This window comes from Rhizobium sp. USDA 4016 (assembly GCF_056279705.1).
In genome coordinates this window covers 3,343,704-3,358,780 of sequence record NZ_JBWCCY010000004.1, presented here as the reverse complement: position 1 = coordinate 3,358,780, position 15,077 = coordinate 3,343,704, and the positions used below count along the sequence as shown (strand labels likewise).

Here is a 15,077-nt window from a genome sequence, read left to right as displayed (position 1 = left end):
GGTCAGCCTAGGGCTTGGTTGGCGAGGGCAAAAGTGGCGGCAGCACGATCTGCGAGGTGGTGGATCTGCGGCTTGGCCATGGCGATGCCGCCGCCGACGTGGGCGAGGCCTAGTTCCACGAGCCAGGGCGAAAGGTTGCTGTCATCCGTAGTGTCGACCCTGAGGAAGCGTCCCGGTCGCTTCGCAATGAAATGTCTGACGAGTGCTTTGGCATCGGTGAGACTGGCGGCGACGACGGGGCCAATCACTTCTCCGCGGCCGAAGGTGCGAAGTGCTGCGTAACCGCAGACGCGGCCGTCTCGACGGATGACGGCGAACTCGCCAACCCCGGCGACATAGCTGATGAGCCGCTCACGATCGGCGCCGAAAGCGACACGGTCCAGTTCGGCGATTGCAGGAAGGTCGGTGGCGGCCGCGTCCTGGGTTTCCGTTGGCACGGCGATCTCTCCGACAATGCCTTGGTGCTGCATGACGATGCCGATCTCACAAAAGCCAAGTTTTTTGTAGAGAGGCAGGCCTTCGGCCGTCGCCACGAGCCTCAGCGGCCTGTCTGCCGCGATCTGGAATGCAGCGTCCATGAGCCTGCGGCCAAGACCGCGGCCGCGCATCGCCTCGTTGACGATAACCATGTTGATTGTCGCACACTCCGCCCGATATGGCGTCATGAGCACGGTGCCGACGACCTGTCCGTTCTCGACCGCTACGAGCCCTTCGCTGAGCGCCAGTGCCATCTGCCAGTCTTCCGGCCGGTGCGGCCAGCCTGCCTGCCGAGAGAGGTTGACGGCAGCCCCAAGGTGTTCGGGGCCGAACGTCACAAGGTCGATCTGACTTGCTTGCATTGGAATGTCCTTCGTTTCTGCTCGCAAGTGTGAGGCAGTGTCGGCCGGAAGATCGTCTGAAGGACACGGCCCGGACGGTATCTTATGGCTTTGCAGCCGCATGCCGCCGCATCTTATGCTGGCTGGGACACGCGCGAGAGATGCGTTGTCCCAGAAGAGAGCGCAAACCGCACCCAAGGCGCACAACCTTCTGCCAAAGCCGGCTTTGGATACGAAAGAATCTGCTTTGATCGTTCGGATTTCAGTCGAGCTGCAGGATCAAGCTGGGCCTATGATGGCTGCAGATGAAACCGCAACAGTTTAGGATCAGGTCATGACTCACTTCCGCCCGAAATACATCACCTTCGACTGCTACGGCACGCTGACCAACTTCCAGATGGCGGAAGCGGCGCGCGATCTTTACGGCGAAGAGCTCGACGAGCCGCACATGGCTGAGTTCATCAAGAACTTTGCCGCCTACCGTCTCGACGAGATCCTCGGCGATTGGAAACCGTACAACGAGGTGGTTCACAATTCGCTTGAGCGGACCTGCAAGCGCAACGGCATAAAATTCCACGAGGCAGCCGCGCGGATGGTCTACGAGCGCGTGCCGACCTGGGGGCCGCATCCGGATGTACCGGAAGGTCTTGCCAGGGTTGCCAAGGAAATTCCGCTGGTCATCCTTTCCAACGCGATGAATTCACAGATCATGTCGAATGTCGAAAAGCTCGGCGCACCATTTCATGCCGTCTATACCGCCGAGCAGGCGCAATCCTACAAGCCACGCTTCAAGGGCTTCGAATACATGCTTGATATGCTGGGCTGCGGGCCTGAGGACATTCTTCACTGCTCGTCCTCATTCCGCTACGACCTGATGTCGGCGCACGATCTCGGTATCAGGAACAAGGTTTGGGTCAATCGCGGCCACGAGCCGGCCAACCCCTATTACGGCTATGTCGAAATCCCGGATATCTCGGGCCTGCCTGGCGTCGTCGGGCTCTGACGGGGACATGGCGATGAAGTTCAAATCCTACTGGCACGACACGGCGCCCACCTTTCAAGGCGCCGTGCAAGGCCCTGTCGAGGGACATTATGACGTCGCCGTCATCGGCGCCGGCTTCACCGGGCTTGCCGCGGCGCGCCACCTTGCGAAAGCGGGCGCCAAGGTCGTGGTGCTGGAGGCGGAACGGATTGGCTGGGGGGCATCGGGACGCAATGGCGGACACCTCAATAACGGCCTTGCTCACAGTTTCCTGTCCGCCAAGGCTGCACTCGGCGTGGAGCGGGCCGTCGCTCTCTATAAGGCGTTCGACGATTCCATCGAAACGATCGAGGCGATTGTCGCCGAGGAGGGGATCGACTGCGACTTCCGTCGCGCGGGAAAACTGAAGCTCGCGTCCAAGCCGCAGCATTTCGATGCCATTGCCCGCAATTTCGAGGCTGTCCACGCCGAGGTTGATCCGGACACGGCACTTCTGACGGCGGCTGATCTCAAGGGTGAAATCGGCTCGCCTTTTCATGGCGCCATGCTGTCGAAAAAGAGCGCGATGATGCATATGGGACGCTATGTCGTGGGGCTTGCCGATGCCGCCGCTCGCCATGGCGCGATCACCTTCGAAAAGGCAGCGGTGACAGATCATCGGCAGGGTAACGGGCGGCACAGCCTGACGACGGCTCGGGGGACAGTGACGGCCGATCACGTTCTCGTGGCGACAGGTGCTTACTCGCCTCCGATCTTCGGCTACTTCCGCCGCAGGATCGTTTCGGTCGGCAGCTTCATTATCGCCACGCGCCCGCTGACCGATGCCGAAATTGCAGCGACGATGCCTGGAAACCGGACCTGCGTGACGTCGATGAATATCGGCAACTATTTCCGGCTGGCGCCCGATAAACGGCTGATCTTCGGCGGCCGCGCGCGGTTTTCGGCGACATCCGACCAGAGTTCGGATGCAAAGAGCGGAGAAATCCTCCAGGCGAACCTGCTTCAGATTTTTCCGCAACTTTCGGGCGTTGAGATCGACTATTGCTGGGGCGGGCTCGTCGATATGACCAAGGACCGTTATCCGCGTGCCGGTTACGTCGATGGTGTCTGGTTCGCCATGGGCTATTCCGGCCACGGGGCACAGCTGTCCACGCATCTCGGCATGATCATGGCCGACGCCATCCTCGGCAAGGCTGATCGCAACCCGGTCAAGGGCCTCGACTGGCCGGCCGTACCTGGCCACTTCGGCAAACCCTGGTTCCTGCCGTTGGTCGGCCTGTACTACAAGACGCTGGACCGGTTTCAATAGCAAAGGTCAGCGAGAAACGAGAAGGTGCAATCTAAGTTAGCTGCGGATTCATAGCAATCCACGCAGTTTTCGTAGCGTCCGCCGACCTTCTGTCGCTGGGACTTACTCGACGCGCAGCACCAGGCCGGTCGCATCGGTGACGAAGGTGCCTTTGGTTTGGTCAAGCATCACCAGGGCATTGCCAAACGGATCACGAACGACGGCGCAACGGCCGATCGGGATGTCGAACGGCTTCTTGATGATCGTGCCGCCCGCTTCGACGAAGCGCTCCAGCGCGGCGTCGACACTGTCCACAAGTAGGTCCACCTCGGGACCCAGATCGGTATGCAGGACAAGCTCCGTGTCCGTTCCTGGCATTCCCAACCCAGCTGCCTCTGGCGATCTCCAGAGAAGCGGATGCCCAAGGGCTTCGCAGTAGAACCCCAGAGCGGCGTCCAGGTCCGCCACCTTGAGCATCACGCAATCGATCTTGTGGAACAGCGGTCCGTTCATAGCACTTCCGGCGTCTGTGGTGGGTTCGGCAGATAGGTATGGATGAGCGTGTCGAACAGCTCACAGCCGAGGACTTCACCATCCTCGGTGAGCCTGCTGCGGCATCGAAAGCGCTGGCGGCCGTTCCCGTCGCGGCCGTGCTTCACGACATCGGTATGGCCGCAATAAGAACACCTGCGGTTCTCGAGCACCATCTGGGTCCGGCGTTCGATGTCAATGTCACCGAGTCTAGCACGAGCCAAGCGCCGCAGCAGTTCGGAAAGGTCGAGGTATTGCGCCGGATCAAGTTGCTCCGCCACGCTCGCCTTCAGCCTCTCGACCTCCAGATCGTTCATTTTGCCGCTCCAAAAGCGACCGCAACACTACGCTCCAGCCCGTTCCGGAGCAACCGATCGGCTGAATCCACAGCTACACAAATTGCGCCGATGAGACAGGGCGCCAGGCTGAGTTCACCGGCGCCCGTCTCCATTCGCTCTCACCGGTTGGTCAGGCGAGCCCGCCGATGTGAAAGCTTTTCATTTCGAGATATTCCTCGATGCCGCATTGCGCGCCCTCCCGGCCAAGGCCGGACTGTTTGACGCCGCCGAAGGGAGCGACCTCGGTCGAAATGGCCCCTGTATTCAGGCCGATCATGCCGAATTCGAGTGCTTCGCCGACACGCCAGGAGCGTTTCAGGCTCTCTGTGTAGAAATAGGCCGCAAGGCCGAAAGGCGTGGCGTTGGCAATGACGATTGCCTCTTCCTCGCTGTCGAAACGGAAAAGCGGGGCAACAGGTCCGAAGGTCTCTTCGCTGGCAAGCTGCATGTCTGTCGTCGCACCGCCAAGCACCATAGGTGCGGCATATTGATCGCCTGCCGGCATGGAGCCCGCGGTGGTGAGGATCTTTGCTCCCTTTTTTACCGCATCGTCCACGTGACGATTGATCTTCTCGATCGCCGCCTTGTTGATCATCGGCCCGATATCCGTGCCGGCATCCGTGCCGGCCCCAACCTTCATGGCCGATACGCGCGCGCAAAGTTTGGCGGCAAAGGCCTCGTAGACACCCGACTGGACGAGAAGGCGGTTGGCGCAGACGCAGGTCTGCCCGCCATTGCGGAATTTCGATGCGATTGCGCCTTCCACGGCAAGATCGAGATCGGCATCGTCAAAGATGATGAAGGGCGCATTGCCGCCGAGTTCGAGGCTGAGCCGCTTGACGCTGTCGGCTGCGCCGCGCATCAGCAGCGAGCCGACGCGGGTCGAGCCGGTGAAAGAGATCTTGCGGACGATCTGGTTCGCCATCAGTTCGTCGCCGATGGCGGCCGGCATGCCTGTGACGATATTGATCACGCCCTTGGGGATGCCGGCGCGCTCAGCCAGGACGCCGAGGGCCAGTGCCGAATAGGGGGTCAGGTCCGATGGCTTGACGACGACCGTGCAGCCTGCGGCGAGCGCCGGCCCCACCTTGCGGGTGATCATCGCATTGGGAAAATTCCACGGCGTGATGATCGCCGACACGCCGACAGGCTCCTTCAGAACGACGATCCGTCGGTCGGCCGTCGGGGAGGGAATGGTCGTTCCGCCGATGCGGCGCGCCTCCTCGGAGAACCATTTGATGAACGAGGCGCCGTAGCGGATTTCGCCGCGCGCCTCCGCGAGCGGCTTGCCCTGCTCCCGGGTGAGGATCAGCGCCAGATCCTCGATATTTTCGAGCATCAGATCGTGCCAGGCCTCCAGCAACGCGGCACGCTCGGCATTGGTCTTTGCGCGCCACGGACCAAAGGCCTTTTCCGCCGCGGTGATTGCCGCCCTCGTATCGGCTCCGTCCATGTCGGGCACCGTGCCCAGCACATGCTGCGTCGCCGGGTCGATCACCTCGATCGTGCACCCGGCTGCCGCCCCGCGCCATTCACCGTCGATCAGCCCTTTTTGGCGAAGCAGGCTGCTATCTCTCAATCCGTTCATTCCATCCTCTTTCATCAGAGCATTCCGTTTCTACAATTCCGATCGCAAGGCCGCTGCGTACTTTTGCTGGCTTTGCTCTAGTCGAGTGCCGAAAGCACCGATGCCGTGATCGCGTCCGTCTTGTCCTTGCCAGGAACTGCGCCGATGCCGCGTGCCGTCGTCGTCCCGATTGCGGCCATCACCTTTCCGGCGGCAGCCGTTTCTCCGAGATGCTCCAGCATCATCGCGCCTGACCAGATGGCGGCGATCGGATTGGCGATGCCGAGATGGGCAATGTCTGGCGCCGAGCCATGGACGGGTTCGAACATGGAGGGCGCCGAGCGGTCCGGATTGATATTGGCGGAGGCTGCAAAGCCGAGTCCGCCCTGGATGGCGGCGCCAAGGTCGGTGAGGATATCGCCGAACAGGTTGGAGGCGACTACGACGTCGAGGCTTTCCGGCGCCATGACCATGCGGGCGGCCATGGCGTCGATATGATAGCTGGTCACCTCGACATCGGGATATTCGGCGGAAAGCCTCTGGGTGATCTCGTCCCAGAACACCATTGAATATTTCTGCGCATTGGACTTGGTGACAGAAGCGAGCTTGCCGCGACGTGCGCGCGCCTGTTCGAAGCCGAAGCGAAGGATGCGCTCTACGCCCTTGCGGGTGAAGATCGAGGTCTCGACCGCCACTTCATTGTCAGCGCCCTGATGGACGCGGCCACCGGCGCCGGAATACTCACCCTCGGTGTTTTCGCGGATGCAGAGAATGTCGAAGGCGTCCGCCTTCAGCGGACCTTGAACGCCCGGCAGCAGCCGGTGCGGGCGGATGTTGGCATATTGGACGAAGGCCTTGCGGATGGGCAGGAGAAGCCCGTGTAGCGAGACCGAATCCGGCACTTTCGCCGGCCAGCCGACCGCACCGAGCAGGATGGCATCGAAGGATCTGAGCGTTTCGATGCCGTCGGCGGGCATCATGCTGCCGTTCTCCAGATAGAAGTCGCAGGACCAGGGATAGCTGGTTGCATCAAGAGAAAATCCGTTCGGGCGCGCCGTCTTTTCGAGCACGGCCCAGGCTGCTTCCGTCACGTCGCGGCCGATTCCGTCTCCGGGCAGAAGGGCGATCTTGTAGGTTTTCATCGCAGGTCCTTACAGGCTGATGAGCACGCTTTTGCTCTTGCGGTTGGCAAGATAGGCTTCGCGGCCGAGATCTTTGCCGATGCCGGACTGCTTGTAGCCGCCGGTCGGCAGTATGTGGTCGCGTGAGCGACTGAAACGGTTAACCCAGACAGTGCCCGCCTGCAGGCGGCGGGTGAGCCGGATCGCTCGGGAAAGATCGCGAGTGAAGAGTCCGGCCGCAAGTCCATAGGTTGGGTGATCGGCCAGCGTCAACGCCTCCTCCTCGTCGGCAAAGGTCTGTAGGGTGAGGACGGGTCCGAAGATTTCTTCGCTGACTGCTGGTGAGAACGCGTCGCGAACGGCGATCAATGTCGGCTGGTAAAAATAGCCCGGCGCATCCATCGGTGCGCCGCCCAACAAGCATTCGCCCCCCGCCGAAACAGCTGACTCGACAATGCTGTGGATGCGGTCCAACTGGCGCTTGGATATGATCGGCGAATATTGGCTCGTCTCGTCCCAGGTCGGCGCCGCCTTCACCATCTTCATACGCGCGACGATCGCTTCGGCGAGAGGTGCAGCAATGGGTTCCTCGACGATCAGCCGGGAGCCGGCGACACAGGCCTGGCCGGCATTGGAAAGTATGCCTTGGGAAATTACCAAGGCGGCCTTGTCGAGATCGGCATCTGCGAACACCAGTTGCGGGCTCTTTCCACCGAGTTCCAGTGTCATCGGCTTGACGCCCGTGCGGGCGATATTGGCCATGATGGCAGAACCGGCTGCGGTCGAGCCGGTGAAGCTAATCTTGGCGATCTCCGGGTGGCCGGTAATGGCATTGCCCGTGACCTGGCCGTCGCCAAGGACGATGTTGATGAGACCTGCCGGCAGGCCGGCCCGGATTGCCAGTTGGGCGAGATAAATGGTCGAAAACGGCGTCATTTCGGACGGCTTTAGAACCACCGCATTGCCGGCCGCAAGTGCCGGACCAAGCTTCCAGCCAGCCATGGAAACAGGAAAATTCCAGGGCGTGATGGCACCGACGACGCCGTAAGGTTCCGCCATGATCATGCCGAGATTGCTATCGTCCGTCGGCACGAGATCGCTTCCCTCCTTATCGGCGAATTCGGCGAAGAAACGGATCTGCTCTGCGGTGACGGCAATGTCGCCGGAGACAAGCTGGCCGACGGGGCGGGTTGAGGAAAGCGCTTCGAGTTTCGCAAGCGTTTCGGCCTCGCTCTCGATGAGGTCCGCCCAACGCTGCAGCGCGACAGTCCGCTCGCGCGGGCGTACGCCGCCCCAGTTGCTCACCTTCAAGGTCTGTTTGGCGGTTTGGACAGCGCGATCAACCAGGTTCTCGTCAGCGACCGGGCAGCCGCCATAGGCCTTGGCATCGGATGGGCGATGCATGTCGATGACGCCTTCGGCCGCTAGCAGCCGGTCGCCGATGAAGTGTCCGACCGGCAAGGGAAGTTTGTCCGGATCAAAGCTTAGTGTCATTGCGCGTCCTCTGCGTGGCTTAAAGGCGAGGATAGGGCGATAACAGAAGCAGCATGCATCGACTGGCGATGCCGGGACGGCGGAAAATTACGTTTTGCGTGACGCCGCAGTCGAATCTTCGGCGGTGGCGCCGATGCTAGATTGCGAAGCGCCGGCAAAAGCTTGCCTGAGGCAATCGGAAAACGATGCTACGAACCGTGACTGCGGCCGGGCCTGGTTGATCGTGAGCGACACGGGCGTCGGGACCGTCGGACGAAAAGGGCGGGAGACAATCCCCTCGATTGGGCTCCATAGCGCAAGTTCATCGACAAGCGCGATGCCAAGTCCCTGACGGACCAGCGGCAGGGCGCCGACCGAGGACGCGATCTGGATCGAGACGTCGCGCCTCTGGCCTTCCGATGCGAACGCTTCATCGAGAGCCGCGCCGAATTCCGCATGCGAGCCATAAGAGATGAGCCGGCGGCCGGCGAGCATGGACGGCGTAAGCGTCGCTTCGGCAGCAAGTGGATCGGTCGCGGGCAGGACCGCCACAACCTTTGCAGAAAACAGCTTCTCCACCCGCATGGTCGGGGCCAGGATCGGTGACAGAGTGACGCCGACGTCAACGTCACCGAGCGATAACGCCTCGGCGATCTCGCGCTTCGGCAGCGTATGAAGATGGATTTTCACCTCGGGATGGTGGTTGCCGAAAGCGGCGAGTGTCACCGGCAGGACCGAATAGGCGAGCGGCAGGCTCGCACCGATGCGGATGAGCCCGATCTTGCTGGCGCCGACATCGCGCGCAAGGGATGAAAGCGCCTCCAGTTGCCGAAAGACGTGGTCGGCATCGCCATAAAGGATATGCGCCTCGGTCGTCGGCGCGAGCCGGCCGCCGATCCTTTCGAAAAGGGGATACCCAAGCTGATCTTCGAGATAGGCGAGCAGCTTGCTGACTGCCGGCTGCGAAATGCCGAGCGAATTGGCGGCCGCAGTGATGGTGCCGTCGCGCATGATCGCCCGGAAGACTTCGAGCTGGCGGATGTTCATGGCACGGCGCCTCCGGCGGTTTCTTCCTCAGGTAAGAGCGTAGCGGATTCGCATTGTTTCAAACAGCATCCGCATTTCGTCCGCAACAGGGGGGCGATCGCCCGCGACCTTCTCGACCGCCTCGAAGATCCGATGCTTCAGGAAATAGCGCCAGCCGACTGGCTGAGAGGCGAGGAAGGCGGTCAGGAGGTCGTAGCGCTCGCGGTTCCAGATCGCTTCGAAGGCGCGCCGTTCGAGGCCATGGGTGATAACCTTCGGCACTGCGGGCCTGCGGCCTGAACGGATTTCCGCGGTCGCTTCCTCGTCGATGCTGCCGGCGCGAATGACGAGCCCGTAATCCTGCTCGGCGCTTGCAACGCTGACGGCGCCGCGGCGCACGTCTTGCAGAACCGCACCCGCCGGCCGCGACAGGGGATCGCCATAGCCACCGGCGCCGGGACCGACGACGCGGATCACGTCGCCGGGACCGCAATGGACGACATCAGTATTGCCGAGCGAGACCTCGTCGGACCGGCCCGGATTGCGAAGGAACCGGGAAACGCTGCCGGCATGTGCCCCGTTCACGCCCCAGGCCGGCATGATCGAGCGATTGCGGTTGCGGGCGGTGACGATGGTTTCCGGCGCCGAGATCTCAAACTCCATGATGGCCGACAGACCGCCGCGATGTCGCCCGGGCGCGCCCGTATCGCGCTCCAGGCCGTAGCGCAGGAAGCGGATCGGCACCTCTGCCTCGCTGATCTCGATCGGCGTATTGCGTAGAAACCCCGTGGCGCCACCTGCACCATCGCTGCCGTCACCGACAGGCGTGCCTCCGCCGCCTCCGCCGACCGGCCCGATCGAGGCCATGATCGAGCGCCCGGCCCGACTTGTCGTCTTGATGTTCATGATGGCGTTGCCGCCCGGCGAGGCGGCGGGCATCAGGTTGGGCAGCGCCTGGACGAAGGCGCCGACGGTGACAATCTGGGTCATGGCGCATGTGAGCGAGCGCATGCCGACGGCTGCTGGCCGGCTGCAGTTGACGACCGAGCCCTCGGGCAGGATCGCACGTGCAGGCCTCAGTGTGCCGGCGTTGAGGAGCAGGCTGGTGTCCAGCGTGTAAAGCACATAGGTCAACCCGACCATGACCAGCGGATGGCGGTCGCGTCCGCCGGTCGGCATGTTGAGCGAGGAGCCGAGTTGTGGGTCGGAGCCGGTATAGTCGAGCACGACCTCATCGCCGCGGATCTTGAGGGTGAGCGCGATCCTGCAGGGCTTGCCGCCGACGGAATCCTCGTCAGCATAATCGGCGAAGAAATAATCGCCGTCTGGCACGCGCGCGAGGATACTGCGCGTTTGCGCCTCGGCATAGTCGAGGATCTGCGCGACACCCTCGAGGAAGGTACGGCAACCGAAGCGGCGTATGACCTCCCGGATCTTGCGCTCGCCGACATTGACAGAAGCGATCTGCGCATGGAGATCGCCGAGATTTTGTTCGGGCAGGCGGACATTGGCGCGGATCACGTCGAGGACGAAGCGGTTCATTTCGCCCTTCGAGACAAGTTTCGTTGGCGGGATGCGCAGCCCCTCCTGCTCGACCTCGCTCAAGGACCGCGAGAGCGAGGCCGGAACGGCGCCGCCAACATCGGTGTTATGGATGTGGCCGACGACGAAGCAGGCGATCTCTCCCTCGAAGAAAACCGGTTTCCAGATGTGAATGTCGGGCGAATGGGTGGCAACGAAGCCTGAATAGGGATCGTTGGTGATGCAGATGTCACCCTCCTCATAGTCCTTGAAGGCCTCGAGCAGCGGGCCATAGTCGATGCCGCTGTACCAGGGCGCACCGAACTGGCGCGGATTGGCGAAGGCGAGCCCCTCGCGCGTGACGATCTGGCAGGAGAAATCTTCCGTCTCCTTGACGAAGGCGGAGTGGGCGGTGCGCATGAGCGTGAAGGCCATCGCGTCGGCGGCGGCCGAGCAGAAGTTTGCGAGCACCTTCAGATTGCGGCGGTCGATGGCCATGATCAGAGCTCCGTCTTGGTTATATCGAGATTGCCGAAGCAGTCGACGAGGACCTCGAAGGCAGGCGGCACGACGGTGGTCGTGTCGTCCTGGGCGACGATTGCCGGGCCGCGGAAGCGATGGCCTGCGGCTAGGTCGGCGCGGTGATAGACGCCGGTCATCCAACTGCGGCCGGAAAACCAGCCCTCGACGTGAAAGCGCGGCTCGGCGGGAGCCTGCGCGACGGCAATGGGATTGAGCGGCGGCTTCTGCGTGGCGCCCGCAATGACGAGACGCAGGCTGACCATCTGGACGTCGGCGTTCTTGTCACGGTGGCCGTAGAGACGATCGTGCTCCTGGTGGAAGGCGGCCCTTATCGCAGCGGCATCGCCCTGGCGTAGCCAGGCAGGCTGGATCGGCGTTTCGATCTCGAAGGATTGACCAAGGTAACGCATGTCCGCGGAGAGACGAATGCTGCCGCGGCCGCTGTAGCCCTGCGTCTCGAGCCAGGTGCGCGCCTCCACTTCAAGCGCCTCGAATGTTGCACAAAGTTCGGCGAGCGCCTCGACCGTCACCTCGCAATAGACCGTGCGGATGAAGTCATTCTTGAGATCGGCGACGAGCCCGCCATAGGCAGAAACGACACCAGCGGTCGGCGGCACCACGACGCCCCGCATGTCGAGCTCCTTGGCGAGAAAGCAGGCGAGCATAGCGCCGGCACCGCCGAAGGCAAAAAGGTGGAACTCGCGCGGGTCGATGGCAAACCGCGAGGCGAGCGCGCTCACCTCCGCATACATGCCGGACACCGAGATATCGACGATATTTCCGGCAAGTTCCTCGACGCTGGTGCCGAGCCTTTCGGCAAGCGGGGCAAGAGCCGCTTGCGATGCGGCGTGATCGACATTCACGGCGCCATAGCCGAGCGGCATATGGCCGATGAGATTGGCGGCCGCCATTGCGTCAGTGATCGTCGGCCTTGTACCGCCGCGCCCGTAGCACGCGGGACCGGGAGTAGAGCCGGCACTCTCGGGCCCGACATGGAGAAGCCCAAGCCGATCAATCCAGGCGACTGAACCGCCGCCCTGGCCGACGGAACTTACCGATACTGACGGTACGTGGATCTGGAAATCGCCGATCAATTCGCCCGTGCCGTATTGCGCCTCGCCATCGATGATGACGGCGACGTCGGCGCTGGTGCCGCCGATATCGAGGCTCATGATGCGGTCGAAGCCGCTCGCCTTGGCGAGATAGCCGGCACCGATGACGCCCGAGGCGGTGCCCGACAGGATCATCTGGACGCATTCTGAACGAGCCTGGTCGATACCCATGACGCCGCCATTGGTCTTGGTGATCAACAGCGGGCAGGTGACGCCGCGCTCGCGCAGGACCTTTTCGAAGCGGTCGAGATAATTGGCGACACGCGGCTGAACGTAGCCGCTGATCACGGCCGTGATGGTGCGTTCGTACTCGCGCATGATCGGCCAAGTGGCAGCCGAGGATATGACCGGCAGCCCCGGTGCAAGCCGCTCGATGATCGACGTGACGGCATCCTCGTTGGCGGGATTGCGGTAGGAATGCAGAAAGGCGAGCACGATCCCCTTGCAACCGGCTTCGATCGCCGCCTGGACGGCGCACGCCACGTCCGTCTCATCAGGCGCCTTCAGAACCTCGCCGGTCGCCAGGATGCGCTCATCGATACCGAAAACCCGGTCGCGGCTGACCAACGGTTCCGGCCGCACGGAATAGAGATTGTGAATCTCGGGGATCTTGAGACGCGCGACCTGCAGCACGTCTTCGAAATTTTTGGTGGTGAAAAGAGCGATATCATGGCCGTTGCGCTCAATGACAGTATTTACGCCGACGGTCGTTCCATGCGTGAAATACGAAACCTCGCTCGGCTCAATTCCGTCGCGCTCGGAGAGGATGTCGAGAGCAGAGAGAATCTCCTCGCCAGGCGCATCCGGCCGCGAGAAGACCTTCAGTGTGGCGAGTTTTCCCGTGCCCGTGTCGAACACGGCGAAGTCCGTAAAGGACCCGCCGACGTCGACGCCAATGCGATAGGTCATGGCGCATCTCCTTGTGTGATCAATGAGAGGATGCGCGGAGGCAGCCGTTGAGACCACGAAAGACATGAAAGGAATCCATAACCTGCGGTTATGGCTCGCGCGGCTCTGTCTCGTCCGGCTTCGGAACGGTCATGTAATATTCGGGATGCGGAGCCGGACGGTAGCCGGCCTTCTCGTAGACGGCGTGCGCGTCACGGGTCGCCAGCATCCAACTGGTGACGCCGGCGAGCTCCGGATGGTTGCGGACCTCTTTGGCGAGCCAGCAGGCGAGCCCTCTGCCACGGTGGGCCGGCAGCGTGAAGACATCGCGCAGATAGGCGAAGACGGCATAGTCGGTGACGACGCGGCCGAAGGCGGCGAGGGTGCCGTCTTCGGCGTAGATGCCAATCGGCAGCGAATGTTCCAGCGCTCGCTGCAACTGGTCCAGTGTCATGCCGCGCGCCCAGTAGGAATCGGCTGCCAGGAAGCGGTGGACCGTTGCCGGATCGAGGCGGGCGCGATCCGTGCTGAGGAGGTAGCCGTTCCGGGAAGACTCGAAGATGATCGGGTCGCGCGGCATCGGCGTCACATCACGGTCACATAAATCTTGCGCACGGTCTCGATCGTCTTCCAGACCCCGACAAAGCCTGGCTTCATGACGAAACTGTCGCCGGTCTTATAGATGACCGGCTCGCCGCCTTCCTGGGTGAGCTCGACGATGCCTGAAAGGATATGGCAGAATTCGAAGCTTTCGCCCTTGATCGAGCGAGTCTCACCGGGGGTCGCTTCCCAGACACCGGTATGGACCATCTCTCCGCGGGCGACATCCTGCGCCCAGGTCTTGAAGGAGGGATTGCCGGAGATCAGCCGTTCGGGAAGAGGGTCGGACTCGCGCGGCGCAAAGGTCGGGTTGGTTTCGATAGTCTTCAACAGGGACATGGCTTTTCTTTCCTGTGGGTTGATAATTCAGTAGCCGCGGTGGCGATCGACCAGCCCGATGGGGTCGAGGCCGGCTTGGAAGCGCTTGATGTTTTCGATCACCGCCATCGCGGCGGTTTCGGGTTGGGTGACGCTGGCGATATGCGGCGTCAGCAGGATTTTCGGATGGATCCAGAAGGGATGGTCTGCGGGGAGCGGCTCTGGATCGGTGACGTCGATCACGGCGCCTGCGAGATGCCCACTGTCGAGGGCGTCGAGCAGTGCCTGATGGTCGAGCTGCGGGCCGCGGCCGACATGGACGAGCGTGGCACCGGCCGGGAGCAGCGCAAAGAGCTCTGCGCTGAGAAAGCCGCGCGTTTCGTCCGTCAGCGGCAGCAGGCAGACAAGAATGTCGGTGGAGCGCAGCAGTGTATCGAGGCCGTCCCGGCCGCTCAGGCACCTGATTCCGTCGATTTCGCGCGGGCTGCGGCTCCAGCCGGACATCGGGAAACCGAACGGCCTCAGACGTTCGAGCACTGCGGTCCCGAGCATGCCGAGACCAAGCACGCCGACACGGCGTTCTTGAGCCTGAACCGGAGCAATCGCCTGCCAGAATTGTCGTCTCTGTTGCTCGAAATAGGCTGGTAGGTTGCGATGCAGCGCGAGCACGGCGAGCGCCACGTATTCCTGCATCATCCGGACGATACCGTCCTCGACCATGCGTACCACCTTCACATGCGCCGGGACGGCATCGATGCGGAATTGGTCGACGCCGGCGCCGATGGAAAAGAGTATCTCGAGATTGCGATAGCGCGCGAGATTTTCCGGCACCGTCCAGGTGATCAGGTAGCGCACCGCGTCCGGATCGACTGTTTCCGGGTCCAGTGAAAAGGGAATGTCGGGCAGTTCGTGCGCAAACGCTTCGGCGAAAATTGCGCCGCGCTTGGCGTCGGAGTTAAAGAGGAAGGTCAT

At 62.3% G+C, this 15,077-nt stretch carries 14 protein-coding genes; 2 read left to right on the top strand and 12 right to left on the bottom strand.

The genetic code is table 11. From position 1 onward, the window contains the following. Positions 1-2 precede the first annotated feature (2 nt). On the bottom strand, positions 3-839 hold the full coding sequence (locus tag ACZ9DP_RS32290; RefSeq protein WP_476204722.1) for a GNAT family N-acetyltransferase: 837 nt from the start codon (positions 837-839) through the stop codon (positions 3-5). A 313-nt stretch (positions 840-1,152) separates the two neighbouring features. On the opposite strand from ACZ9DP_RS32290, the gene ACZ9DP_RS32285 reads away from it, so the two are divergent. Then, positions 1,153-1,821 carry a haloacid dehalogenase type II gene (locus tag ACZ9DP_RS32285; RefSeq protein WP_476204720.1) on the top strand — a complete coding sequence of 223 codons (669 nt, stop codon included), beginning with the start codon at positions 1,153-1,155 and terminating at the stop codon, positions 1,819-1,821. Positions 1,822-1,834: 13 nt separating this feature from the next. Further along, positions 1,835-3,109 carry an NAD(P)/FAD-dependent oxidoreductase gene (locus ACZ9DP_RS32280; protein WP_476204719.1) on the top strand — a complete coding sequence of 425 codons (1,275 nt, stop codon included), beginning with the start codon at positions 1,835-1,837 and terminating at the stop codon, positions 3,107-3,109. Positions 3,110-3,211: 102 nt separating this feature from the next. Here ACZ9DP_RS32280 and ACZ9DP_RS32275 read toward each other — a convergent pair whose 3' ends face one another. The 11 genes from ACZ9DP_RS32275 to ACZ9DP_RS32225 all read right to left on the bottom strand — a co-directional run bounded on the left by ACZ9DP_RS32275 (position 3,212) and on the right by ACZ9DP_RS32225 (position 15,077). Then, on the bottom strand, positions 3,212-3,601 hold the full coding sequence (locus tag ACZ9DP_RS32275; RefSeq protein WP_476204718.1) for a VOC family protein: 390 nt from the start codon (positions 3,599-3,601) through the stop codon (positions 3,212-3,214). Next, on the bottom strand, positions 3,598-3,936 hold the full coding sequence (locus ACZ9DP_RS32270; protein ID WP_476204717.1) for a transposase: 339 nt from the start codon (positions 3,934-3,936) through the stop codon (positions 3,598-3,600). The genes ACZ9DP_RS32275 and ACZ9DP_RS32270 overlap by 4 nt, the downstream gene beginning before the upstream one ends. 151 nt (positions 3,937-4,087) lie before the next feature. Further along, positions 4,088-5,545: an NAD-dependent succinate-semialdehyde dehydrogenase gene (locus ACZ9DP_RS32265; RefSeq protein WP_476204715.1), complete on the bottom strand. Its 1,458-nt coding sequence runs from the start codon at positions 5,543-5,545 to the stop codon at positions 4,088-4,090. A 77-nt stretch (positions 5,546-5,622) separates the two neighbouring features. Beyond that, positions 5,623-6,666 carry a tartrate dehydrogenase gene (locus ACZ9DP_RS32260; protein WP_239595584.1) on the bottom strand — a complete coding sequence of 348 codons (1,044 nt, stop codon included), beginning with the start codon at positions 6,664-6,666 and terminating at the stop codon, positions 5,623-5,625. 9 nt (positions 6,667-6,675) lie between these two features. Next, complete coding sequence (locus tag ACZ9DP_RS32255) at positions 6,676-8,139, bottom strand: aldehyde dehydrogenase family protein (RefSeq protein WP_476204714.1); 1,464 nt, start codon at positions 8,137-8,139, stop codon at positions 6,676-6,678. A gap of 87 nt (positions 8,140-8,226) precedes the next feature. Next, on the bottom strand, positions 8,227-9,165 hold the full coding sequence (locus tag ACZ9DP_RS32250) for a LysR family transcriptional regulator (RefSeq protein ID WP_022718226.1): 939 nt from the start codon (positions 9,163-9,165) through the stop codon (positions 8,227-8,229). A gap of 27 nt (positions 9,166-9,192) precedes the next feature. Next, positions 9,193-11,163: a hydantoinase B/oxoprolinase family protein gene (locus ACZ9DP_RS32245; RefSeq protein ID WP_476204713.1), complete on the bottom strand. Its 1,971-nt coding sequence runs from the start codon at positions 11,161-11,163 to the stop codon at positions 9,193-9,195. A 2-nt stretch (positions 11,164-11,165) separates the two neighbouring features. Beyond that, positions 11,166-13,208, bottom strand: coding sequence for a hydantoinase/oxoprolinase family protein (locus tag ACZ9DP_RS32240; protein WP_476204712.1), 2,043 nt, complete (start codon positions 13,206-13,208; stop codon positions 11,166-11,168). Between the two features lie 88 nt (positions 13,209-13,296). Continuing rightward, positions 13,297-13,767: a GNAT family N-acetyltransferase gene (locus ACZ9DP_RS32235; RefSeq protein WP_476204711.1), complete on the bottom strand. Its 471-nt coding sequence runs from the start codon at positions 13,765-13,767 to the stop codon at positions 13,297-13,299. 5 nt (positions 13,768-13,772) lie between these two features. Further along, a complete protein-coding gene (locus ACZ9DP_RS32230) occupies positions 13,773-14,126 on the bottom strand; it encodes a cupin domain-containing protein (RefSeq protein ID WP_476204710.1) in 354 nt (117 codons plus the stop codon). A 27-nt stretch (positions 14,127-14,153) separates the two neighbouring features. Further along, positions 14,154-15,077 carry a 2-hydroxyacid dehydrogenase gene (locus ACZ9DP_RS32225; RefSeq protein WP_476204709.1) on the bottom strand — a complete coding sequence of 308 codons (924 nt, stop codon included), beginning with the start codon at positions 15,075-15,077 and terminating at the stop codon, positions 14,154-14,156.

What these genes read in the sequence shown, in the direction of transcription:
- ACZ9DP_RS32240 (WP_476204712.1), bottom strand. Translation starts at nt 13,208, where the DNA reads ATGACCTATCGCATTGGCGTCGACGTCGGCGGGTCCTTTACGGACTTC.
- ACZ9DP_RS32270 (WP_476204717.1), bottom strand. Translation starts at nt 3,936, where the DNA reads ATGAACGATCTGGAGGTCGAGAGGCTGAAGGCGAGCGTGGCGGAGCAA.
- ACZ9DP_RS32260 (WP_239595584.1), bottom strand. Translation starts at nt 6,666, where the DNA reads ATGAAAACCTACAAGATCGCCCTTCTGCCCGGAGACGGAATCGGCCGC.
- ACZ9DP_RS32225 (WP_476204709.1), bottom strand. Translation starts at nt 15,077, where the DNA reads ATGACCTTCCTCTTTAACTCCGACGCCAAGCGCGGCGCAATTTTCGCC.
- ACZ9DP_RS32235 (WP_476204711.1), bottom strand. Translation starts at nt 13,767, where the DNA reads ATGCCGCGCGACCCGATCATCTTCGAGTCTTCCCGGAACGGCTACCTC.
- ACZ9DP_RS32265 (WP_476204715.1), bottom strand. Translation starts at nt 5,545, where the DNA reads ATGAACGGATTGAGAGATAGCAGCCTGCTTCGCCAAAAAGGGCTGATC.
- ACZ9DP_RS32255 (WP_476204714.1), bottom strand. Translation starts at nt 8,139, where the DNA reads ATGACACTAAGCTTTGATCCGGACAAACTTCCCTTGCCGGTCGGACAC.
- ACZ9DP_RS32230 (WP_476204710.1), bottom strand. Translation starts at nt 14,126, where the DNA reads ATGTCCCTGTTGAAGACTATCGAAACCAACCCGACCTTTGCGCCGCGC.
- ACZ9DP_RS32250 (WP_022718226.1), bottom strand. Translation starts at nt 9,165, where the DNA reads ATGAACATCCGCCAGCTCGAAGTCTTCCGGGCGATCATGCGCGACGGC.
- ACZ9DP_RS32285 (WP_476204720.1), top strand. Translation starts at nt 1,153, where the DNA reads ATGACTCACTTCCGCCCGAAATACATCACCTTCGACTGCTACGGCACG.
- ACZ9DP_RS32275 (WP_476204718.1), bottom strand. Translation starts at nt 3,601, where the DNA reads ATGAACGGACCGCTGTTCCACAAGATCGATTGCGTGATGCTCAAGGTG.
- ACZ9DP_RS32245 (WP_476204713.1), bottom strand. Translation starts at nt 11,163, where the DNA reads ATGGCCATCGACCGCCGCAATCTGAAGGTGCTCGCAAACTTCTGCTCG.
- ACZ9DP_RS32280 (WP_476204719.1), top strand. Translation starts at nt 1,835, where the DNA reads ATGAAGTTCAAATCCTACTGGCACGACACGGCGCCCACCTTTCAAGGC.
- ACZ9DP_RS32290 (WP_476204722.1), bottom strand. Translation starts at nt 839, where the DNA reads ATGCAAGCAAGTCAGATCGACCTTGTGACGTTCGGCCCCGAACACCTT.